Genomic DNA, 19,587 nt, shown 5'->3' with positions numbered 1-19,587 from the left:
GCAGATGAGTAAACGGTGGCGGATGAATAAAAGAAAAAGGCTGACAAATGTCAGCCTTTTCAACGTATCAGGTATCAGGTGTTGCGTTATTATTCACAAACAGCGTTAAGTTATCGCCGGGTTGAATATCTTTCGCACTGTCCAGCACACTGTTCCAGCGCATCACGTCTTTGATGTTAACGCCGTGATGACGGGCAATACTGTCAAGAGAATCACCCTTACGAACACGATAGGTGATGCTGTTGCCGTTATCAGCCAGTCGGGTGCCATTCGAACCAATGGTCAGAGTCTGACCCGGTCGGATATCAGCACCGCGCAGGTTGTTATCCTGCTTCAGTGTCGAGACGCTAACGCCAAGTTTTGAGGCGATACCAGAGAGCGTATCACCCCGTCGCACTTTGTACCCGCCACTCGCACTGGCTTTCGCAAGCTGAGTAGGCTGTACCGCTGCGATGTCACCGGAAGCCAGTGAGTTACGCAGTTTCGCGACGTTCGACTTCGGCACCATAATATAGTGTGGGCCGTTTGGCGCTGTTGCACCGCCTTTATAACCGGTATTGAAGCTCTTCAGTTTCGTGAGCGACATACCCGCCATTTCGGCAGCCTGCGTCAGCTGTATCTGCTGACCCACTTCCACTCGCGCCAGAGCACGACTTTCATTAGGTGTCGGCAGTTTGATACCGTAACGCTTGTTATTTTTGAGCAGTTCACTCAGAGCTAACATTTTAGGCACATACACGGTCGTTTCGCGTGGCAGCGATAAATGCCAGAAGTCAGTCGGCTTACCGCGCGCCTTGTTCTGCTTTATCGCTTTGAGTACACGTCCTTCACCACTGTTGTACGCTGCGATGGTTAATAACCAGTCGCCGTCAAACATGGTGTTAAGACGCTGCATCATATCCAGCGCAACTTTCGTGGATGCGACCACATCGCGTCGCCCATCGTAATACTGGTTCTGTTTCAAACCATAGTTTCGACCTGTTGCAGCAACAATCTGCCAGATACCAGCGGCATTGGCGGATGAAGTTGCCCGGGGGTCAAAAGCGCTCTCCACTATGGGTAGCAGTACCAGTTCCATCGGCATTTTACGTTTCTGTATCTGCTCGACTATCCAGTACATGTACGGCTCTGCCCGTAATGTTACATCGTGGAGATAGCTCTTATTTTTTAAAAATTTACTTTTTTGTTCGCGGATTGCCGGGTTTTCCGGAATCCCCATCTTCAACTCGTCACTAATGAAACTCCAGAGATCTGCGTCTGCTGCGAGGCCAGTTCCATCTTCCTGCCATCGCGGCGACAAAAACTCGTCTCCGTACTTTCCATTTTCACCTTGACCAGCTGAAGACAGACTCTGTGCATGCTGTACCGGGATATTGGCATCGTTCCTGGACGCCTGACATCCTACCAGCAAGACTGAGGCGAGTAAGATCGCTTTAGCCTTCATGTGTGTGTCAATAGTTCGCTTAAAAGACGAGCAACTATACGTGACGACTTTTCACAACACAACCCGAAAAATCAAAAAGCGTCTTTCTTCTCGCGTAGAACGGCAAATGAACGCCATACGGGTTCATCAGTAACGTTAACGTTTAATGCCCTTTGTAAATCAACGTCTTGCGTGCGAAGAAATAAATTTATTGTCCGTTCGTGCGCCAGTTTTGTGGGCAAACTAATGCCATTTTCAGCGCGTAAGTCCTTAATTTTCTGATATTCGGCCGTTATTTGTGGGTCATGGGGCAGAATAGCCGCAGCAAACTTCAGATTGGATAAAGTATATTCATGTGCGCAGCAGACTAATGTTTCACCTGGAAGCTGGTTAAGCTTTTGAAAAGAATCATACATCTGCTCTGCCGTGCCCTCAAAAAGGCGTCCGCAGCCGCCCGAAAAGAGTGTGTCACCGCAGAAAAGATAAGGTGAGCTGTAATATGAGATATGTCCTAAAGTGTGACCAGGGGTATGGATCACCTCAAACGTCAGGCCCAGTACCGTGACCTTATCGCCTTCGCTGACTATGGTTCTGGCCCCTTTAGCCGCAGTTTCCTGGGGACCATAGACCTCAAGCTGAGGGAAATGCTCGCACAGTGTTTTCACTCCGCCCGTATGGTCGTTATGGTGGTGAGTCAGCAGAATAGCGACCGGCTGCCAGCCGTTGGAGGCCATTTTTTCTAACACCGGTTGGGCTTCGCCGGGATCGACAATCAGGCATTTACCCTCATCATCAGTCAGCGTCCAGATGTAGTTGTCCTGCAACGCAGGAATACTGGTAAGATTCATCATCACCTCTCGCAGGTCGTAGGAAAAGGAAGAGCGTAAAGCATGAAGCCCGCTAAATCACGCCAGATTCTGAACGCACCGCTGTCATGGCGCGATATGCCGTGGGGAGATTATTTCCGCGATGCGCTAACGCAGCAGCTTCAGCCTTACCTTGGAAAGCTTTATGGCTTTCATATGCTTAAGCTTGGCAACCTCAGCGCAGAAATCAACACCGAAAACTGTGCTATTTCACATCAGGTCAATGTTGGCAGGGAAGGTGAGCTGTTACAGGTGCTGGCTGACCCGATGCAACTGCCGTTTGAGTCGAAGTCGATCGATGCCTGTTTGCTGGCCCATACGCTCGCCTGGAGCCAGGATCCTCACCGGGTGTTACGTGAAGTAGATAGGGTGTTAATTGATGATGGCTGGATGATTATCAGCGGCTTCAATCCATTCAGCCTGCTCGGCGTGAGTAAGATGGTGCCGGGCCTGAACCGCAAAGCCCCCTGGAGCGGACGGATGTTCAGCCAGGTGCGGTTAGTCGACTGGCTGGGACTGTTGAATTATGAGGTAGTCTATCGCACCCGCTTTCAGGTGCTGCCGTGGCATCGGCAGGGCGGAAAACTGATCAGCGCCCACTTACCGGCGCTGGGCTGTCTGAATATTGTGGTGGCACGTAAACGCACCTTCCCGCTGCTGCCGACCCGGGCTAAGAAGAGTATGAGCACCAGCAAGATCCGCCAGACGGTCAATGCCACACGCCAGTTCCGGCAGGCAGAGGATCAGGATTCGGTTTTATAACCGATATCCTCAAAAGCGGGATTTTCAGCCGCGCTGCGGGCCAGCACGTCGCAGCGCTCATTTTCCGGATGTCCGGCATGGCCTTTAACCCACTCCCACTGAATCTTATGGGTGCTGAGTGCTAAGTCGAGACGCTGCCAGAGATCGACATTCTTCACCGGCTTTTTGTCGGCGGTTTTCCAGCCACGCTTTTTCCAGTTATGGATCCAGCTGGTAATTCCCTGACGCACATACTGACTGTCGGTACTGAGCACCACATCGCACGGCTGGGTCAGCGCTTCCAGTGAGACAATCGCCGCCATCAGCTCCATCCGGTTATTGGTGGTAAGGTGATAGCCCGCGCTGAAGGTTTTCTCATGCTGACCGTAGCGTAAAATCGCCCCATAACCGCCGGGACCGGGATTTCCAAGACAGGATCCATCGGTGAATATTTCTACCTGTTTGCGCATCTCTGGTAGACTTCCTCTCAAAAACGCTAAGTCTGACATAAAACGGGTCTTATGAGCACTGCAAATAACCGCCAGATCGTTCTCGATACTGAAACCACCGGCATGAACATGATCGGGGTACATTATGAGGGGCACCGCATCATTGAGATTGGTGCGGTAGAGGTGATTAACCGTCGCCTGACCGGTAACAATTTCCATATGTATCTTAAGCCCGATCGGCTGGTCGATCCCGAAGCCTTTGGCGTACACGGCATTGCCGATGAGTTCCTGGCCGACAAGCCTGCCTTCAGCGAGATTGCCGATGAGTTTCTCGACTACATTCGCGGTGCTGAATTAGTGATCCATAACGCCCCGTTTGATATCGGCTTTATGGACTACGAGTTTGCAAAGCTGAACCGCGGCATTGAGAAAACCGAAACCTTCTGCAAAATCACCGACAGTCTGGCGCTGGCGCGCCGTATGTTTCCCGGCAAGCGCAACAGCCTTGATGCGCTTTGCTCGCGTTACGAAATAGACAACAGCAAACGAACCCTGCACGGCGCACTGCTCGATGCCGAGATTCTGGCTGAAGTCTTCCTGACGATGACCGGCGGACAGACTTCACTCTCCTTTTTATCGGAAAGTGAAAGCGCCCGACAGGCGCAGGGAGAGAGCATCCAGCGCATCGTGCGTCCCACCTCTGCACTGCGAGTGGTCACGGCCAGCGATGAAGAAGTGGTTGCCCATGAGTCACGTCTGGATCTGGTGATGAAAAAGGGTGGCAGCTGCCTGTGGCGCGGCTGAATTACGCATTTTTGTGGATAAAATCAACGGCAAGCTGAAAAAAACAGCAAACGATTTGTTCGCCTGGAAAAAGCGTTGACGTCGCAACAGGCTGCCATTACTATGCGCCTCGTTCCCGACGGGGAACAAAGCGCGGAGCGGTAGTTCAGTTGGTTAGAATACCTGCCTGTCACGCAGGGGGTCGCGGGTTCGAGCCCCGTCCGTTCCGCCAATCTCTTTAAAAAAGCCGATTCAGAAATGAATCGGCTTTTTGCTGTCTGCTATTCAGCGGCGGCCTGGTTCTTCTGCGGCATCACCTCGCCTTGCCAGCGGGCACCATCCTCCGCCTCACGATCTTCACGGGCAATAAAGCGATAGCAGCCTGCCGCCAGACCGGCACCAATAAACCAGCTGAAGTTCGCCACCTGATGCAGGGAAGGGATAAAGCTAATCACCAGGCAAATCGCCACCGATGGCAGCAGCGCGCCAATCGCTTTAGGGTTAAAGCCACCGCGATACCAGTAACGGCCTGCTGGCGTATCGTTAAACAGATCGTCGACCGAGATACGTCCACGTTTAATCAGATAGAAATCGGTCAGCAAAATCCCGAACAGCGGCCCGATAAACGATCCCAGCACATCCAGCGTGTAGTGAATCAGCTCTGGAGACTGGAACAGATTCCACGGCGTTAACAGCACCGACCCCACCGCAGCGATCATCCCGCCGGTACGGAAACTGATTTTCTGCGGTGAACAGTTAGAGAAGTCAAAAGCGGGTGAGACGAAGTTCGCCACGATATTGATACCGATGGTGGCGGTAATCATGGTCAGCAATCCAATCGCGACCGCCAGATCGTTGCCGACCATGCTTACGGTTTCGATGGGATCGGTAATCATTTTGCCAAACAGCGACTGGGTGCCCGACACAATCACTACGGTCACCACCGAGAACAGCAGAAAGTTAAACGGCAGTCCCCAGCGGTTGCCGCGACGGATCTCTGACATGCTTTTGCCGTAGCGTGAGAAGTCACCGAAGTTCAGCAGCGGCCCGGAGAAGTAAGAGACCACCAGCGCCGTCGCCGTAATCATCTGCCACGTCTGCTCGCCTGCGGTAAGCGATTTGCTGGCGAGGGTAAACGAGATCCCATCGAAGCCGGTCTTGTATACAATCCAGCCCGCCAGCGCGACCATCACCACATAGACCGCCGGTCCGGCGACATCAATAAACCGTTTGATGGCGTTCATGCCATGCCAGAACACCATCGCCTGCAATAACCACATAATGCCGAAGCAGCACCAGCCCAGCAGCGACAGACCAAGCCAGTGCGGCACGGTCATCGACGTCAGCGACGGCGCGAACTTCAGCAGCACCAGCATCAGCGCATTCGCCGCCAGATAGGTCTGGATGCCATACCAGGCGAACGCGATCAGGCCGCGTATCACCGCCGGGATATTGGCACCAAACACCCCAAATGCCTGACGGCAGATCACCGCATAGGGGACGCCCGCCATCTGGCTCGGTTTCGCCACCAGATTCGCACAGATCTGCACGATGCAGATCCCCGCCAGCAGGCAGAGCAGCACCTGCCAGCTGGCTAATCCCAGCGTGAAGAAGCTGGCCGCCACCACATAGCCGCCCATGCTGTGCACATCCGACATCCAGAAAGAAAAAATGTTGTACCACGACCAGTTCTGATCGCGAGTCGGTGCCAGGTCGTCGTTACAGAGTCGTGGGCTGTAACGGGCGTTGGCTTCAGAGGCCGTGCTGGCCACCGTTGATTGATTTGGCATGAAACCTGCTCCTCTACCCGAGAGTGGAATGAATAATCTGGTAAAGCGGTATTGCAGGATCCAGGCCAGATCTCTTTTCTTGTATACAATATTTATTTTTCACGTATACGATATGTGGCGTACAGCAAGCGACCGGAGCGGGTAATGACGAGTAAAACAGGACAGCGAGACGCCACCAGGCTGCAGGATAAAGATGAAGGGATTTACCAGGCATTGATGAACGCCATTGTTGAGCATCAGCTGCCGCCGGGCAGTAAATTGCCGGAAGAGGCGCTTTCCGGGGTCTTTGGCGTGAGCCGCACCGGCATCCGCAAAGTGCTGCAACGCCTCGCGGCGGTGCAAATGGTCACTCTGACGCCCAAACGTGGTGCGCAGGTCTCCACGCCCGGCGTTGAAGAGGCGCGGGATATCTTCTCAACCCGCAGTTTAATGGAGTGCGCTAATCTGCCAGTGGTCCTGGCCCATTTGCAGCCCCCGCATCTGGTGGCGCTGGAGCAGCTCATCGCGCAGGAGAATCAGGCGCACGCCGATCATGATGGCCCGGCAGCCATCCGGCTGTCAGCGGCCTTTCATATTCAGTTACAGGCGATCTCCGGGAATCAGGTGCTCACCGGCATGGTGACCAGTCTGACGCAGCGATCATCGCTGGTGATCGCCGCCTATGGCGCACCCTGGCAGCGTGGCTGCCGCTGTGACGATCATGCGAATCTGCTTCAGTTACTGCGCGCGCGTGCGCTGCAGCCGCTGACGCAGGCGCTACAGCATCACTTCGAGCACATCGTCTCCAGCCTGCACTTTGAGCGCAGCGGGGAAACGCTGCCCGACTTTTCCCGACTGTTTGCCGCAGGCTCTGGAGCGGCCTCATGAGCCTGATTCAGGTTATTAACCCTAATACCAGCCTGGCGATGACCGAAACTATCGGTCAGGCCGCGCGTGCGGTCGCCGCACCGGGCACCGAAATTCTGGCTGTTTCGCCGTCGCAGGGCGTGCCTTCCATTGAAGGGCACTTCGATGAGGCGATCGCCGCCATCGGCGTACTGGAGCAGATTAAACTGGGCAGAGCGCAGGGCGTCAGCGGCCACGTCATTGCCTGCTTTGGCGATCCGGGTTTGCTGGCGGCACGCGAGCTGGCCAGCGGACCGGTGATCGGCATCGCGGAAGCGGCGATGCATACCGCCACGCTGCTGGCGACGCGTTTCTCCATTGTCACCACGCTGCCGCGCACCCTGGTGATTGCGCGTCATCTGCTGCAGCAGTATGGCTTTACCCATCACTGTGCCGCGCTGCATGCCATCGATCTGCCGGTACTGGCGCTGGAGGATGGCAGCGGCCTGGCGCAGGAAAAAGTGCGGCAGCGCTGCATTCAGGCGAAGCGGGAAGATGGCAGCGGGGCGATTGTGCTGGGCTGTGGCGGAATGGCGACGCTGGCCGGGGAGCTGACCCGGGAGCTGGGACTGCCAGTCATCGATGGCGTCAGCGCGGCGGTGAAGATGGTGGAGTCGCTGGTGGCGCTTGGTTTTGGCACCAGCAAACATGGTGATCTGGCCTGGCCTTTGCAGAAACCTCTCTCAGGTGCGTTTCAGCATCTAAACTAACGGAACTTTCCCGAATCAAAACAGGTGGAGTGATGACTGACGCTGCAGAGAAGAAAGAGTACAGCTTTAACAAAAACTATCCGCGCGATTTAATCGGTTATGGCGCTCATCCGCCGCACGCCGCCTGGCCCAACAACGCCCGTGTGGCGGTGCAGTTTGTTCTGAACTACGAAGAGGGCGCAGAAAACAGCGTGCTGCACGGCGACACCGGCTCAGAGCAGTTCCTCTCCGACATCATCGGGGCAGCGAGCTATCCCGATCGCCACATGTCGATGGAGTCGCTGTATGAGTACGGCTCACGCGCCGGTTTCTGGCGTATCCACAACGAATTCCAGAAACGCGGTCTGCCGTTAACGGTTTTCGGCGTGGCGATGGCGCTGGCGCGTCATCCGGAAGTCGTCGAGGCGATTAAACAGGCTGACTACGATGTGGTCAGTCACGGCTGGCGCTGGATCCACTATCAGGGCATGGATGCAAAAACCGAACGCCAGCATATGCAGCAGGCGGTCGATGTGCTGGTTGATCTGTTTGGTAAAGCGCCGACCGGCTGGTACACCGGCCGCGACAGCCCGAATACCCGGCGGCTGGTGGTGGAGCAGGGCGGTTTTAGCTATGACAGTGACTACTACGGCGACGATCTGCCTTTCTGGACCCAGGTCACCTGTCAGGATGGAACGGTTAAACCGCACCTGATTATCCCCTATACCCTGGAGTGCAATGACATGCGCTTTGCCTCGCCGCAGGGATTTAATACCGCGGAACAGTTCTTTACCTATCTGCGCGACAGCTTCGATGTGCTGTATGAAGAGGGCGAAACCGCACCGAAGATGATGTCGATCGGTATGCATTGCCGCCTGCTGGGTCGTCCTGGCAAATTCCGCGCGCTGCAGAATTTTCTCGATCACATCCAGCAGCATGAGGATGTCTGGATCTGTACCCGTCAGCAGATCGCTGACCACTGGATCAACACGCACCCGGCACCTTAAGCCGGTTCCGGCGCTCGGCCCGCGTTGATCGGGCGAAGCGCCGGACGATGTCAGCTCATCAGGCTGACCTGCGCCGCCACGATGCACCAGCCGTGGGGCATGCGTACCCAGGTCTGCTGCTGACGGCCAATTTTATCGCTGCCGGTGCGGGTAAATTCGGTGCTGCAGACCGCATAATCCTCGCCAAAGGTGGTGATCACGGTGTTTCGCAGCGTCCGGTTCAGCCCGGCTGAAGGACGCGCGGCGCGGAAGGCCCGAATCTCATCAATGCCATACAGATTCTCACCTGCGCCGAGGCGCACGGTTCGCGGGTCGTGCCAGAACAACGCATCCAGTTCGGCCACGTCATTGCTGACCAGCGCCTGCTCGTAGCGGTAAAACTGCGCCGTCACCTCGGTGACCACCTGCGGTAAATTAATCTCTCTGTTCATCAGGCTCCAGCCATATTGATTTGCGGTATCGTGATGCCGCGTTGTTCCAGTGCCCAGGCGGCACGTAACACCGCCTCTTCATTAAATGGACGGGCGATAAGCTGTAATCCAATCGGCAGACCGCTTCGGGTCGCCAGCGGCACGGTACAGACCGGCAATCCCAGGAAGGAGATCGGCTGCGTCAGCATACCCATGCTCGCCTTAGCGGGCAGCGATTCCCCCTGAATCGACAGGGTCTGCTGACCGATGGTGATCGCGCTGCAGGGTGTCGCCGGCGCTATCAGCACATCAAACCGATCAAAAAGCGGCAACACCTGCTGCTGGAAATGGCGGCGGAAACGCTGCGCCTGCACGTACCAGGCACCTGGCATCATGGCACCGGCCAGCAGACGCTCGCGTGAATTAGGTTCAAACTGCTCAGGCGTCTGGCGCAGGGCGGGCAGATAGTGATTGCCGCCTTCTGCCGCGGTCATGATAAATGCCGCCGAGCGTGCCAGCTCAGCGTCCGGCATCAGCACCTCTTCCTGTGCATCAAGTGCTGCCGCGATCACCGCGACGGCAGCGCGGGCATCCTCATCGCACCAGCGGGCAAAAAAGCCACCCAGTACGCCGCAGCGCAAGCCTTCGCTGCTCTGTGACAGCCCCGGTAGCGTCGCGGCCAGCGGGCGATCGGCCTGAAACGCATCGGTGTGGTCTGCGCCCTGCAACAGATCATATACCAGCGCCAGGTCTTCAACCCGCCGCGCCAGAGGACCGATGTGATCGAGGCTGGCGACAAACGGATGGCTGCCGCTGCGTGATAACCGGCCAAAGGTCGGCTTAAGACCAAAAATACCGCACAGCGACGCGGGCACCCGAATCGAGCCGTTGGTGTCGGTCCCCAGCGAAAAGTGGACCAGACCGGCGGCCACGGCAGCCGCCGAACCGCCTGACGAGCCGCCAGCCACGCGGCTGAGATCGCGCGGATTGTGCGTCGCGCCGTAGTGGCTGTTTTCGGTGGTAAAACCATACGCGTAGGCATCCATGTTCAGCATGCCAGACAGCAGCGCACCAGAGCGACGCAGTTTATCGACAGCAAACGCATCTGCACGTGCCGCCGGCCGGTCGCTGAACAGGCTGGCACCGGCCAGGGTAGTGTGACCCGCCACATCAAACAGGTTTTTTACCGCATACGGGATGCCCGCCAGCGGTGGCAGGGTTTCGCCGCGCTGCCGCTGCGCATCAATCGCACGGGCTTCTTTTAACATGCGCGGCCCGGTCACTTCCGTCCAGGCATTCAGCGCCGGATTGTGCTGCTCAACCGCCTGCAGCGTGCGCTTTGCCACTTCCAGCGCACTGATTTCACCCTGCTGAATCGCCCGCTGCAGGGTCTGAATCGAAACGTCACCTAATCTCATGCCTGGTATACTCCTGCCACTTCAAGCCGGTCATCCAGCGGAAACGTCATCAGCGGCACGGCCATCTCCGCGATACGCGACAGCTGGATCAGCAGTTCAGCGCGGCGGGCGTCATCCAGTTCCAGTTGCAGTATCTGCTCCATATGGCCGATGTAGCTGGCCCAGTCGTGTTGATTCATGATTCGCTCCTGTTAAAAACCGGCGGCGCTGCCGTTACTGCGTGGATCGCTTGCGCCCTCAAACATGCCGTTGCTGTGGCGCACAATGGCGCCCGCATGGCCCACGGATTCGCTGAAGTCCGGCAGCAGCTCCACCTCATGTCCCCACAGACGCAGCATCAATACCGTTTCGTCGTCAAAACGGCCTTCCAGTTTCAGCGAGTCTGATGATTGCCCCCAGGTCCGGCCCAGCAGCCAGCGCGGCGCACTGACCGCCTGTTGTAACGGCAAGCCCTGAATCACATGGCGGGTAAAAATCGCCGCCTGAGTCTGCGGCTGTCCATCCCCACCCATCGCGCCATACACCAGCGTCCGGCCATCTTTCAGCCGTGCGGCGGCGGGATTCAGGGTATGAAACGGTTGCTTACCGGGTGCCAGGGCCAGCAGATGGTCAGGATCGAGGCTGAAAGCGGCGCCGCGGTTCTGCCAGGTGATACCCGTGCCGGGCAGCACCACACCACTGCCAAATTCGTGATAAATGCTCTGAATAAAGGAGACGGCCAGGCCGCTGCTGTCCATCACGCCCATCCAGACCGTATCGCCCGGCCCGCGTCCGTTTCCCCAGGCTGCCGCCTCTCCATCGGTGATCTGGCTGGCGAGTGTGGCAAGGTGATCGCTGTCCAGCAGCGCCTGCAAATCTTCCGTGACGTGACGCGGATCGGTGATGTGTTTGTCGCGCAGTGCAAACGCTTTTTTGGTGGCTTCCACGATACGGTGCACCGTCTGCGCATCGTCAGCCTCCGCCATCTCCAGCCGATCGGTGATGCCCAGGATCGCCAGCGACACCATGCCCTGCGTTGGCGGGGTGATATTCCAGATGTCACCTTCGCTGTGGGAGAGATGCAGCGGCGTCGTGCGGCGGGCGCGATGCTGCTGCAGATCGGCCAGCGTCACCGGCATGCCCAGCGTGGCCATCTCATCGGCCATATGGTGAGCCAGCGGGCCGCGATAAAAGCTGTCGAGCCCCTCTTCAGTAAGCTGGCTCAGGGTGTTAGCCAGTGCGGGCTGGGTAAAACGGCTGCCTGGCTGCGGCACGTTGCCGTCAGGCATAAAGGTGGCGCTGAAGCCGGGCTGATGCTGCAATTCACTGCGGAACGTCGCGGTGGCGGCGCTCTGTGAGGCAGTCACCGGAATACCGTCGGCGGCGTAGCGAATCGCATCGCGCAGCAGACGTGCCAGCGGCAGCGGTGGGGTGCCCATCTCAGCCGAGAGATTCAGTGCCTCCTGCCAGCCGCTGACCGTACCGGCCACGGTCAGCGCCGCTTTCGGCCCGCGATGCGGAATCTTAGGGTGATCGGCGTAGAAATCGTGATGAGCCAGCGAACCGGCTGCGCCGCTGGCGTCGATAGCGACAGGATCGCCGCCGGGCGGCAGAATCAGCCAGAAACCATCACCGCCCAGTCCATTCATATGCGGGTAGACCACGGCGATGGTCGCGGCAGCGGCCACCATCGCTTCAATGGCATTACCGCCATCACGCAGTACCGCGAGCGCGCTTTCACTCGCCAGATGGTGTGGCGTCACCGCCATCCCCTGCGGGGCCATATTGCTTTGAATCATCTTTTTCTCGTTATCCGGGGGACAGAACCGATAACAAAGCAAGAGCTGTTCCAGTTTTCACCCTGAGCTGACAATGCGCCGCTTAACCTGGCGCAAATTGTGCTAGCTTCTGCTGAAACAAAAGTTACAGGACGGGTTATGAAACAGCTTGATGAACGACTCAGGAGTCACTATTCCCAGCTCTCTCCGCAGGAGCAGCGCATTGCCGACTTCGTGTTTGACCACTTCGATGACCTGATCAGCTACAACAGTGCCGAGCTGGCGCGGCTCAGTGGCGTGTCGAAAGCCACGGTCAGCCGGCTGTTTAAGCGTCTGGGCTATGAAAAATACAAGGATATGCGTGATGAGTTACGCATCCTGCGCCAGAGCGGCATGCCGCTGACCGACAACCGGGATGCGGTGCAGGGCAATACACTGCTGGCGCGACACTACAAGCAGGAGATGGCTAACCTGACGCAGTGGGTGAACAGTCTGGATGCCCGGCACTTTAATGAGGTTATCCAGCAGCTGGCGCAGGCAAAACGCGTCTTTATCATCGGCATGCGCAACGCCTATCCGGTGGCACTGCATCTGCGACAGCAGCTGGTGCAGGCGCGTTCGCAGGTACATATCCTGCCGCAGCCGGGCCAGACGCTGGCTGAGGAGCTGGTGGATATTACGCCGGAGGATATGGTGGTCGTGATGGCCTTCCGTCGTCGTCCCCGCATCATTCGCCCGCTGATGCAGCAGTTGCAGGCGGCCGGTATCCCGCTGCTGGCGCTGTGTGAGCCGCAGGCGCAGACGGTGATTGCGCTGGCGCGCTGGCAGCTCTGTACGCCGCTGGACAGCGTTTCCGCCTTCGACAGTTATGGCTCCGCCATGAGTCTGGTTAACCTGATTGCCAATGCACTGCTGCATGAAATGCTGGCACAGGGACGCCAGCGCATTCATCAGATCGCCGACCTTTACCAGCAGTTTGACGAGCTGGAGCACCGCTAAAAGGCACCGTTTTGGTGCTTTGCCCCATTTCAGAACAGACCTTCCCCCGGCGTAGTCGTCCCGATTACGCCAGATTTCAGCTGAATGCTTTGCCGCTTAACCCTTTTTCTGTGGCCGTCCGGATTGGCACATTAGTTGCAGATTGCATCTCAAAGAATCTTTTGTTTCACGTTAATCTCACCGGGGTGCATAATGAAAAAAGTTTTGATGGCGGTTGCGACAGCGGCATTACTGATGGCACAAGCGGGAAGCGCGCTGGCCGATCAACTGCAGGACATCCAGAAACGCGGCGTCATTCGCATCGCCGTGCCGCAGGATTTCCCGCCGTTTGGCTCGGTTGGCACCGATCTGCAGCCGCAGGGGTATGACATCGACACGGCCAGATACCTGGCAAAGCAGATGAAACTTAAGTTGCAGCTGGTGCCGGTCAGCAGTGCCAACCGCGTGCCTTATCTGCAAACCGACAAGGTCGACCTGGTCATCTCCAGCATGGGTAAAAATGCCGAGCGGGAAAAAGTGATCGACTTCACCCGCGCCTATGCGCCGTTCTTCCTGGGTGTATTCGGGCCGAAAGGCGATGAAATCAAAGCGGCGTCTGCCCTGAGCGGCAAATCGATTGGCGTAACACGTGGTGCAGTAGAGGACATGGTGCTCAGTGACGTTGCGCCGAAAGATGCACAGGTGAAACGCTACGAAGATAACAACACTACCTTGTCTGCGTATCTCTCCGGTCAGGTGCAGTATGTGGCGACCGGCAACCTGGTGGTCGCCGCCATTGCCCGTCAGAATCCGGCTAAAGCGCCGGTGGCGCAGTTTATGCTGAAAGATTCTCCCTGCTATATCGGCCTGAAGAAAGATCAGCCGGCACTGAAAGCGAAAGTGAATGCGCTGATTGAGCAGGGCATCAAAGATGGCACCCTGAATAAACTGTCAGAAGAGTGGCTGAAAGCGCCGCTGCCCGCCAACCTCGGCGCCTGAGGAAAGATTCATGACCGGGCAACTTAACTTTCCCGCCCTGTGGCCCTACTGGCCGGAGCTGCTCTCCGGTCTTTGGGTCACCATTCAGCTGACGGTGCTGGCGACTACCGGTGGTGTGGCGCTCGGCATTGCGGGCGCGGCGCTGCGCAGTGGCAGACCCAGCTGGATGAGCCGCCTGTGGGGCATCTATGTCGAGCTGATCCGCAACACGCCGTTTGTGGTGCAACTGTTCTTTATCGTTTTCGGTCTGCCTGCGCTGGGGCTGAAACTCACTGCTGGCGAGGCGGCGCTGTTGGCGATGCTGATCAACCTTGGGGCATATAGCACCGAGATTATTCGTGCCGGAATACAGGTAACACCCAAAGGGCAGTGGGAAGCGGGACGGGTGCTGGGATTAACCCGCAGCCAGACGTTTTTGCGGGTGGTCTTGCCGCCCGCGCTGCAGCGCATTTATCCGGCGCTGGTGAGTCAGTGCATCATCGTGATGCTGGGTTCGTCGGTGGTGTCGCAGGTCTCCTACGAGGAGCTGACCTTTGCCGCCAACCTGATCCAGTCGCGCACCTTCTTAAGTTTTGAGGTCTATCTGGTGACCACGCTGATCTACCTGGCGTTGTCGATTGCAATGCGCCATCTGCTGCTGGCGATTGGCCGTAAATGGTTTGGAGTGCAGCCATCATGATGACGACCTTTACCGACTGGGACATCCTGCGCAACCTGCTGCTGGCGGCACGCTGGACCCTGTTGCTGTCGCTGGTGGCCTTTGTCGGCGGCACACTGGTGACGCTGCCGCTGCTGTTTATGCGCCTGCTGCAACGCAAATGGTTAACGCGGCTGGTACGCGGTTACACCGCGCTGTTTCAGGGCACGCCGCTGCTGATGCAGCTGTTCCTGGCGTTTTTCGGCGTCGGCCTGTTCGGCATTGATGTTGCACCCTGGACGGCAGCCTCGCTGGCGCTGACCTTCTACACCAGCGCCTTTCTGGTCGATATCTGGTACGGCAGCATCCGCGCCCTGCCAAAAGGCCAGTGGGAAGCGTCGCGCTGTCTCGGCCTGACCTTTGGTCAGACGCTGTGGCGGGTCATTGCGCCGCAGGCGATCCGCATCGGTATTGCCCCGACTGTGGGGTTTGCTGTCCAGGTGATCAAGGGCACCGCGCTGGCGTCAATTATCGGTTTTATCGAGCTGACCAAAGCGGGCACCATTCTGAACAACGTGACCTATCAGCCGTTTAAAGTCTTTGGGCTGGTGGCGCTGGGCTACTTCCTGATGTGTTATCCGCTGTCTCGCTACAGCCAGTATCTGGAGAAAAAATTCAATGCCGCTCATCACCATTAATCAGGTGCAAAAATATTACGGCGACAACCATGTGTTGAAAGGCGTGGATCTGGATATCGACATGGGCGAGGTGATCTCAATCATCGGTCGCAGCGGATCGGGCAAAAGCACGCTGCTGCGCTGCATGAACGGGCTGGAAGGCTATCAGGAGGGCAGCATCAAGCTCGGCGGTATGACGATTACCGATCGCGACTCGCAGGCGCGTGAAATCAGCCGCTCGGTCGGGATGGTGTTTCAGAGCTTCAATCTGTTCCCGCACATGACGGCACTGGAGAACGTGATGCTGGCGCCGCGCCGGGTGCTGAAAAAAAGCGAGGCCGAGTGCCGGGCGCTGGCGGCGCAGATGCTGGAGAAGGTCGGGCTGGGCGAGCGTCTCAACTACTATCCTGCCAGCCTCTCCGGCGGTCAGCAGCAGCGCGTAGCGATCGCCCGTGCACTGGCGATGACGCCGAAAGTTTTACTCTGTGATGAGATCACCTCCGCGCTCGATCCCGAGCTGGTGGGCGAAGTGCTCAAAGTTCTGGAGCAGCTGGCATCAGAAGGGATGACGCTGATCCTCGTCACGCATGAAATGAGCTTCGCCCGCGACGTGGGCGATCGTGTGGTCTTTATGCATCAGGGGCGCGTATGGGAGCAGGGCGACAGTAAGACGCTGTTTGCTCAGCCGCAGTCACCGGAGCTGAAGCAGTTTATCTCTTCGGTTCGCCTCTGATTCTGAAAAAGGAAATTACGATGGATATCAATCAATACCCGCAACTTAACCCGCCACAGCGTCTGCTGATGGGGCCTGGACCGATCAATGCCGATCCACGGGTGCTGCGCGCCATGTCGAGTCAGCTGCTGGGGCAGTACGATCCCGCGATGACCCACTACATGAATGAAGTGATGGCGCTCTATCGCGGCGTGTTTCGCACAGAGAACCGCTGGACACTGCTGATTGACGGCACCTCCCGCGCCGGTATCGAATCGATTCTGCTGTCGTCGATCCGGCCTGGCGACAAAGTGCTGGTACCGGTGTTTGGCCGCTTTGGTCATCTGCTGTGCGAAATTGCCCGCCGCTGTCGGGCGGAAGTGCACACCATTGAAGTGCCGTGGGGCGAAGTCTTTACTCCCGACCAGATCGAAGATGCGATCAAAAAAGTGCGGCCGCGCCTGCTGCTGACCGTACAGGGCGACACCTCAACCACCATGCTGCAGCCGCTTGAGCAGCTGGGGGCGATCTGCAAACAGTATGGCGTGCTGTTCTACACCGATGCCACCGCGTCGCTGGCGGGTAACGCGCTGGAAACGGACGCCTGGGGGCTTGATGCCGTATCCGCGGGGATGCAGAAATGCCTGGGCGGTCCATCGGGTACCTCGCCGATCACGCTGAGCGCAGAGATGGAAGCGGTGATCCGCAAACGCAAATGCGTAGAGCAGGGGATCCGCACCGAGGCGCATCAGGATGGCGAAGAGGAGATGATCTACTCCAACTATTTTGATCTCGGCATGATCATGGATTACTGGGGGCCGGAGCGGCTCAACCACCATACCGAAGCGACCAGTGCGCTGTTTGGCGCGCGCGAGTGCGCCCGTCTGATCCTGCAGGAGGGGCTGGACAACGGCATCGCCCGCCACAAGCTGCACGGTGAAGCATTGCTGAAAGGCATTCAGGGGATGGAGCTGGAGACCTTCGGCGACCTGAAACACAAAATGAACAACGTGCTGGGCGTGATGATCCCGTCTGGCGTAAACGGCGATCAGGTGCGCAAGCTGATGCTGGAAGATTTCGGCATTGAGATTGGCACCTCGTTTGGCCCGCTGCATGGCAAGGTGTGGCGCATCGGCACCATGGGCTACAACGCGCGTAAAGATTGCGTGATGCAGACTCTCTCCGCGCTGGAAACGGTGCTGACCTATGTCGGCTATCGCACGCCGCAGGGTGCCGCGGCGCAGGCCGCCTGGGATCACTACGGGAGCCACGCATGATGATGAGCGCCAGCGAAGCCCAGGCCGCTGCACAGCGCGTTATGGCGCGCTGCGATGCGCTGGCGGCGATCAGCGAAACGGCCGAGGGGCTGACCCGCGTCTACCTCTCACCCGAACATCTGCGCGCCAACGCCTGTGTCGGTGAATGGATGCAGGCGGCGGGGATGCAGGTGTGGCAGGATGAAGTCGGCAATATCTGTGGGCGCTACGAGGCGGCAGAAGCGGGTGCACCCGCTTTACTGCTTGGCTCGCATCTCGACACGGTGCGCAACGCCGGTCGCTACGACGGCATGCTGGGCGTGCTCAGCGCGATTGAAACCGTGCAGTGGCTTAACGAACATCAGCGCCGCTTACCACTGGCGATTGAAGTCATTGGCTTTGGCGACGAAGAGGGCACCCGTTTTGGCATTACGCTGCTCGGCAGTCGTGGCATTACCTGCAGCTGGCCGCAAAGCTGGGTGACGCATCCTGACGGCAACGGCATTACCGTGGCGCAGGCGATGGCGGATGTCGGGCTCGACAGCAGCCAGATCCAGGCAGCTACGCGTCGGGTTGAGGATATCGTCGGTTATCTTGAGCTGCACATCGAGCAGGGCCCCTGCCTGGAGCAGGAGGATCTGGCGCTCGGTGTGGTCACGGCCATCAACGGTGCGCGCCGCCTCAACTGCCGTTTCACCGGTGAAGCGGGCCATGCGGGCACGGTGCCGATGACCCACCGCAAAGATGCGCTGGCTGCCGCTGCCGAGTGGATGGTGTTTATTGAGCAGACCACCCGTGAGCAGGATCCGCAACTGGTGGCTACCGTCGGTACGATTAACTGCGCGCCGGGAGCGGTAAATGTAATCCCTGGCGAGGTATCGCTGTCGCTGGACGTGCGCGGTCCGCTGGATAACCCACTGGAGACACTGCTCTCCAGTCTGTTAACCCAGGCGGAGGCGATTGCGCTGCGGCGTGGACTCCGCTTTGAGTCGAACGAATATTATCGCATCGGTGCCACCGCCTGTGACTCCGCGCTGCAGCAGGCGCTGAGTCATGCGGTGGAAACGGTGCAGGGTCGCAGCCTGTCACTGCCGAGCGGCGCCGGGCACGACGCCATCGCTATCGCTGAACGCTGGCCGGTCGGCATGCTATTTGTGCGTAACCATCGTGGTATCAGCCACCATCCGGCAGAGTCCGTGGCGGTGGCTGATGTGGCGCCCGCGCTGCAGGCTTATTTACAGGCGGTCTCGCTGATTGCTGAACGGAGCTGAACATGGAATTAGCCGCATTTAATCAGCTGACAGCTGATGAGGCGCAGGCGGCCATCCGGCATTGTGTTGCCATCCCGCACTGGCAGCAGTCGCTGGTGGCAGCCCGGCCTTTTGACACCCTGGATGCGCTACGGGAAACCGCCGATGCGCTGGCCCGCCAGTGGCAGCAGCCTGAGCTGGAGGCAGCACTGTCGGCGCATCCCCGCATTGGCGAACACGCTAACGGTGCGGATAAAGAGGCGGCCCTGTCGCGTGGAGAGCAGTCTGCGATGCAGCAGGCCGACAGCGCTTTGCAGCAGGCGATGCAGCAGGGGAATCAGGCTTATGAAGCCCGTTTTGGCCGGGTGTTTCTGATTCGCGCTAAAGGGCGCAGCGGCGAGCAGATGCTGGCAGAGTTGCAGCGTCGGTTGCAGAATAGCGATCCTGCCGAGCAGCAGGAGGTGCTGGATCAGCTGCGTGAAATTACCCTGTTACGCCTGAAGGAGACGATTCAATGAGTACTGTTACCACCCATATTCTGGACACGGCGCTGGGCAAACCGGCCAGCGGTGTAGCGATTTCACTTGAGCAGAACAGCCCGGAAGGGTGGTTTCCGATTTCACAGGGTGAAACCGACAGCGACGGGCGTCTGAAAGATCTCACGCCCGAGCCGCTGACGCCGGGCCACTACCGTTTAACGGCAGAAATCGGCGACTATTTTGCCGCCGCCGGTCGGGATGCACTCTACGTCAGCGCGCAGATCGATTTTATGATTGCCGAAGCGGGCAGCCATTTTCATCTGCCGTTTCTGATTTCGCCCTGGTCCTGGTCAACCTATCGCGGCAGTTAATGGGCGGGCT

22 protein-coding genes and 1 tRNA gene are annotated in these 19,587 nt (G+C 58.0%); 15 read left to right on the top strand and 8 right to left on the bottom strand.

Going from position 1 to position 19,587, the window contains the following annotated elements; genetic code table 11:
- Nucleotides 1-67: 67 nt before the first annotated feature.
- Together mltD and gloB are read right to left on the bottom strand one after the other, a co-directional pair.
- Nucleotides 68-1,444, bottom strand: a complete 1,377-nt coding sequence (gene mltD, locus ACXKZD_RS15455; RefSeq protein WP_022625195.1) for a murein transglycosylase D — start codon at nt 1,442-1,444, stop codon at nt 68-70.
- A 71-nt stretch (nt 1,445-1,515) separates the two neighbouring features.
- Nucleotides 1,516-2,271: a hydroxyacylglutathione hydrolase gene (gloB, locus tag ACXKZD_RS15450; RefSeq protein ID WP_052272058.1), complete on the bottom strand. Its 756-nt coding sequence runs from the start codon at nt 2,269-2,271 to the stop codon at nt 1,516-1,518.
- Nucleotides 2,272-2,313: 42 nt separating this feature from the next.
- Here gloB and ACXKZD_RS15445 point away from each other — a divergent pair, with 42 nt between their 5' ends.
- The gene (locus ACXKZD_RS15445; protein WP_010671138.1) at nt 2,314-3,051 is read left to right on the top strand and encodes a class I SAM-dependent methyltransferase; all 738 of its coding nucleotides are present in this window, start codon (nt 2,314-2,316) and stop codon (nt 3,049-3,051) included.
- Here ACXKZD_RS15445 and rnhA read toward each other — a convergent pair.
- Nucleotides 3,033-3,500 carry a ribonuclease HI gene (gene rnhA / locus ACXKZD_RS15440; RefSeq protein WP_010255125.1) on the bottom strand — a complete coding sequence of 156 codons (468 nt, stop codon included), beginning with the start codon at nt 3,498-3,500 and terminating at the stop codon, nt 3,033-3,035. The genes ACXKZD_RS15445 and rnhA overlap by 19 nt on opposite strands.
- A gap of 51 nt (nt 3,501-3,551) precedes the next feature.
- On the opposite strand from rnhA, the gene dnaQ reads away from it, so the two are divergent.
- Nucleotides 3,552-4,283 carry a DNA polymerase III subunit epsilon gene (dnaQ, locus tag ACXKZD_RS15435; protein ID WP_010255127.1) on the top strand — a complete coding sequence of 244 codons (732 nt, stop codon included), beginning with the start codon at nt 3,552-3,554 and terminating at the stop codon, nt 4,281-4,283.
- A gap of 134 nt (nt 4,284-4,417) precedes the next feature.
- Nucleotides 4,418-4,494, top strand: a tRNA-Asp gene (locus tag ACXKZD_RS15430).
- Between the two features lie 49 nt (nt 4,495-4,543).
- Here ACXKZD_RS15430 and ACXKZD_RS15425 read toward each other — a convergent pair.
- Nucleotides 4,544-6,052: an NCS1 family nucleobase:cation symporter-1 gene (locus tag ACXKZD_RS15425; protein ID WP_111533462.1), complete on the bottom strand. Its 1,509-nt coding sequence runs from the start codon at nt 6,050-6,052 to the stop codon at nt 4,544-4,546.
- 144 nt (nt 6,053-6,196) lie between these two features.
- Between ACXKZD_RS15425 and ACXKZD_RS15420 the strand changes: the two genes are divergently transcribed.
- From ACXKZD_RS15420 to puuE, 3 genes are read left to right on the top strand one after another with little or no spacing between them, the layout of a single operon-like run.
- Nucleotides 6,197-6,919 (top strand): GntR family transcriptional regulator, encoded by a 723-nt coding sequence (locus tag ACXKZD_RS15420; protein ID WP_010671140.1) that lies wholly within the window; start codon nt 6,197-6,199, stop codon nt 6,917-6,919.
- Entirely contained in the window at nt 6,916-7,647 is a 732-nt protein-coding gene (gene hpxA / locus ACXKZD_RS15415; protein WP_010671141.1) for an allantoin racemase, read from the top strand. Before ACXKZD_RS15420 ends, hpxA begins: the two co-directional genes overlap by 4 nt.
- A gap of 32 nt (nt 7,648-7,679) precedes the next feature.
- Nucleotides 7,680-8,633, top strand: coding sequence for an allantoinase PuuE (gene puuE / locus ACXKZD_RS15410; RefSeq protein ID WP_010255138.1), 954 nt, complete (start codon nt 7,680-7,682; stop codon nt 8,631-8,633).
- Nucleotides 8,634-8,683: 50 nt separating this feature from the next.
- Here the strand turns inward: puuE and hpxZ are convergent, their stop codons facing one another.
- From hpxZ to ACXKZD_RS15390, 4 genes are read right to left on the bottom strand one after another with little or no spacing between them, the layout of a single operon-like run.
- A complete protein-coding gene (gene hpxZ / locus ACXKZD_RS15405; protein WP_010255141.1) occupies nt 8,684-9,064 on the bottom strand; it encodes an oxalurate catabolism protein HpxZ in 381 nt (126 codons plus the stop codon).
- A complete protein-coding gene (locus ACXKZD_RS15400) occupies nt 9,064-10,461 on the bottom strand; it encodes an AtzE family amidohydrolase (protein ID WP_488981715.1) in 1,398 nt (465 codons plus the stop codon). The genes hpxZ and ACXKZD_RS15400 overlap by 1 nt, the downstream gene beginning before the upstream one ends.
- Nucleotides 10,458-10,640 (bottom strand): oxalurate catabolism protein HpxX, encoded by a 183-nt coding sequence (gene hpxX, locus ACXKZD_RS15395; RefSeq protein ID WP_033785390.1) that lies wholly within the window; start codon nt 10,638-10,640, stop codon nt 10,458-10,460. Before hpxX ends, ACXKZD_RS15400 begins: the two co-directional genes overlap by 4 nt.
- 12 nt (nt 10,641-10,652) lie before the next feature.
- Nucleotides 10,653-12,239, bottom strand: a complete 1,587-nt coding sequence (locus ACXKZD_RS15390; RefSeq protein WP_033766591.1) for a gamma-glutamyltransferase family protein — start codon at nt 12,237-12,239, stop codon at nt 10,653-10,655.
- Between the two features lie 138 nt (nt 12,240-12,377).
- Between ACXKZD_RS15390 and hpxU the strand changes: the two genes are divergently transcribed.
- The 9 genes from hpxU to uraH all read left to right on the top strand — a co-directional run bounded on the left by hpxU (nt 12,378) and on the right by uraH (nt 19,577).
- A complete protein-coding gene (gene hpxU, locus ACXKZD_RS15385) occupies nt 12,378-13,217 on the top strand; it encodes a MurR/RpiR family transcriptional regulator HpxU (RefSeq protein WP_033771018.1) in 840 nt (279 codons plus the stop codon).
- A 192-nt stretch (nt 13,218-13,409) separates the two neighbouring features.
- Nucleotides 13,410-14,195, top strand: coding sequence for a transporter substrate-binding domain-containing protein (locus ACXKZD_RS15380; protein WP_010255154.1), 786 nt, complete (start codon nt 13,410-13,412; stop codon nt 14,193-14,195).
- A gap of 10 nt (nt 14,196-14,205) precedes the next feature.
- A complete protein-coding gene (locus ACXKZD_RS15375; protein WP_010255155.1) occupies nt 14,206-14,874 on the top strand; it encodes an amino acid ABC transporter permease in 669 nt (222 codons plus the stop codon).
- Nucleotides 14,874-15,530 carry an amino acid ABC transporter permease gene (locus tag ACXKZD_RS15370; RefSeq protein ID WP_010255156.1) on the top strand — a complete coding sequence of 219 codons (657 nt, stop codon included), beginning with the start codon at nt 14,874-14,876 and terminating at the stop codon, nt 15,528-15,530. The genes ACXKZD_RS15375 and ACXKZD_RS15370 overlap by 1 nt, the downstream gene beginning before the upstream one ends.
- Nucleotides 15,511-16,242 (top strand): amino acid ABC transporter ATP-binding protein, encoded by a 732-nt coding sequence (locus tag ACXKZD_RS15365; protein WP_010671147.1) that lies wholly within the window; start codon nt 15,511-15,513, stop codon nt 16,240-16,242. Before ACXKZD_RS15370 ends, ACXKZD_RS15365 begins: the two co-directional genes overlap by 20 nt.
- A gap of 20 nt (nt 16,243-16,262) precedes the next feature.
- The gene (locus ACXKZD_RS15360; RefSeq protein WP_346437982.1) at nt 16,263-17,498 is read left to right on the top strand and encodes a pyridoxal-phosphate-dependent aminotransferase family protein; all 1,236 of its coding nucleotides are present in this window, start codon (nt 16,263-16,265) and stop codon (nt 17,496-17,498) included.
- Complete coding sequence (gene hpxK, locus ACXKZD_RS15355; protein WP_488981714.1) at nt 17,495-18,748, top strand: allantoate amidohydrolase; 1,254 nt, start codon at nt 17,495-17,497, stop codon at nt 18,746-18,748. Before ACXKZD_RS15360 ends, hpxK begins: the two co-directional genes overlap by 4 nt.
- 2 nt (nt 18,749-18,750) lie before the next feature.
- Entirely contained in the window at nt 18,751-19,245 is a 495-nt protein-coding gene (uraD, locus tag ACXKZD_RS15350; RefSeq protein ID WP_033756683.1) for a 2-oxo-4-hydroxy-4-carboxy-5-ureidoimidazoline decarboxylase, read from the top strand.
- On the top strand, nt 19,242-19,577 hold the full coding sequence (uraH, locus tag ACXKZD_RS15345; protein ID WP_010671151.1) for a hydroxyisourate hydrolase: 336 nt from the start codon (nt 19,242-19,244) through the stop codon (nt 19,575-19,577). The genes uraD and uraH overlap by 4 nt, the downstream gene beginning before the upstream one ends.
- Nucleotides 19,578-19,587 lie beyond the last annotated feature (10 nt).

The sequence above is a fragment of the Pantoea sp. ABR1s genome, assembly GCF_057812235.1.
This window is presented reverse-complemented; position numbering and strand designations above follow the sequence as displayed.

Bases quoted from the DNA above. Each gene is read 5' to 3' on its own strand.
- mltD (WP_022625195.1), bottom strand. From the start codon at position 1,444: ATGAAGGCTAAAGCGATCTTACTCGCCTCAGTCTTGCTGGTAGGATGT.
- gloB (WP_052272058.1), bottom strand. From the start codon at position 2,271: ATGAATCTTACCAGTATTCCTGCGTTGCAGGACAACTACATCTGGACG.
- ACXKZD_RS15445 (WP_010671138.1), top strand. From the start codon at position 2,314: ATGAAGCCCGCTAAATCACGCCAGATTCTGAACGCACCGCTGTCATGG.
- rnhA (WP_010255125.1), bottom strand. From the start codon at position 3,500: ATGCGCAAACAGGTAGAAATATTCACCGATGGATCCTGTCTTGGAAAT.
- dnaQ (WP_010255127.1), top strand. From the start codon at position 3,552: ATGAGCACTGCAAATAACCGCCAGATCGTTCTCGATACTGAAACCACC.
- ACXKZD_RS15425 (WP_111533462.1), bottom strand. From the start codon at position 6,052: ATGCCAAATCAATCAACGGTGGCCAGCACGGCCTCTGAAGCCAACGCC.
- ACXKZD_RS15420 (WP_010671140.1), top strand. From the start codon at position 6,197: ATGACGAGTAAAACAGGACAGCGAGACGCCACCAGGCTGCAGGATAAA.
- hpxA (WP_010671141.1), top strand. From the start codon at position 6,916: ATGAGCCTGATTCAGGTTATTAACCCTAATACCAGCCTGGCGATGACC.
- puuE (WP_010255138.1), top strand. From the start codon at position 7,680: ATGACTGACGCTGCAGAGAAGAAAGAGTACAGCTTTAACAAAAACTAT.
- hpxZ (WP_010255141.1), bottom strand. From the start codon at position 9,064: ATGAACAGAGAGATTAATTTACCGCAGGTGGTCACCGAGGTGACGGCG.
- ACXKZD_RS15400 (WP_488981715.1), bottom strand. From the start codon at position 10,461: ATGAGATTAGGTGACGTTTCGATTCAGACCCTGCAGCGGGCGATTCAG.
- hpxX (WP_033785390.1), bottom strand. From the start codon at position 10,640: ATGAATCAACACGACTGGGCCAGCTACATCGGCCATATGGAGCAGATA.
- ACXKZD_RS15390 (WP_033766591.1), bottom strand. From the start codon at position 12,239: ATGATTCAAAGCAATATGGCCCCGCAGGGGATGGCGGTGACGCCACAC.
- hpxU (WP_033771018.1), top strand. From the start codon at position 12,378: ATGAAACAGCTTGATGAACGACTCAGGAGTCACTATTCCCAGCTCTCT.
- ACXKZD_RS15380 (WP_010255154.1), top strand. From the start codon at position 13,410: ATGAAAAAAGTTTTGATGGCGGTTGCGACAGCGGCATTACTGATGGCA.
- ACXKZD_RS15375 (WP_010255155.1), top strand. From the start codon at position 14,206: ATGACCGGGCAACTTAACTTTCCCGCCCTGTGGCCCTACTGGCCGGAG.
- ACXKZD_RS15370 (WP_010255156.1), top strand. From the start codon at position 14,874: ATGACGACCTTTACCGACTGGGACATCCTGCGCAACCTGCTGCTGGCG.
- ACXKZD_RS15365 (WP_010671147.1), top strand. From the start codon at position 15,511: ATGCCGCTCATCACCATTAATCAGGTGCAAAAATATTACGGCGACAAC.
- ACXKZD_RS15360 (WP_346437982.1), top strand. From the start codon at position 16,263: ATGGATATCAATCAATACCCGCAACTTAACCCGCCACAGCGTCTGCTG.
- hpxK (WP_488981714.1), top strand. From the start codon at position 17,495: ATGATGATGAGCGCCAGCGAAGCCCAGGCCGCTGCACAGCGCGTTATG.
- uraD (WP_033756683.1), top strand. From the start codon at position 18,751: ATGGAATTAGCCGCATTTAATCAGCTGACAGCTGATGAGGCGCAGGCG.
- uraH (WP_010671151.1), top strand. From the start codon at position 19,242: ATGAGTACTGTTACCACCCATATTCTGGACACGGCGCTGGGCAAACCG.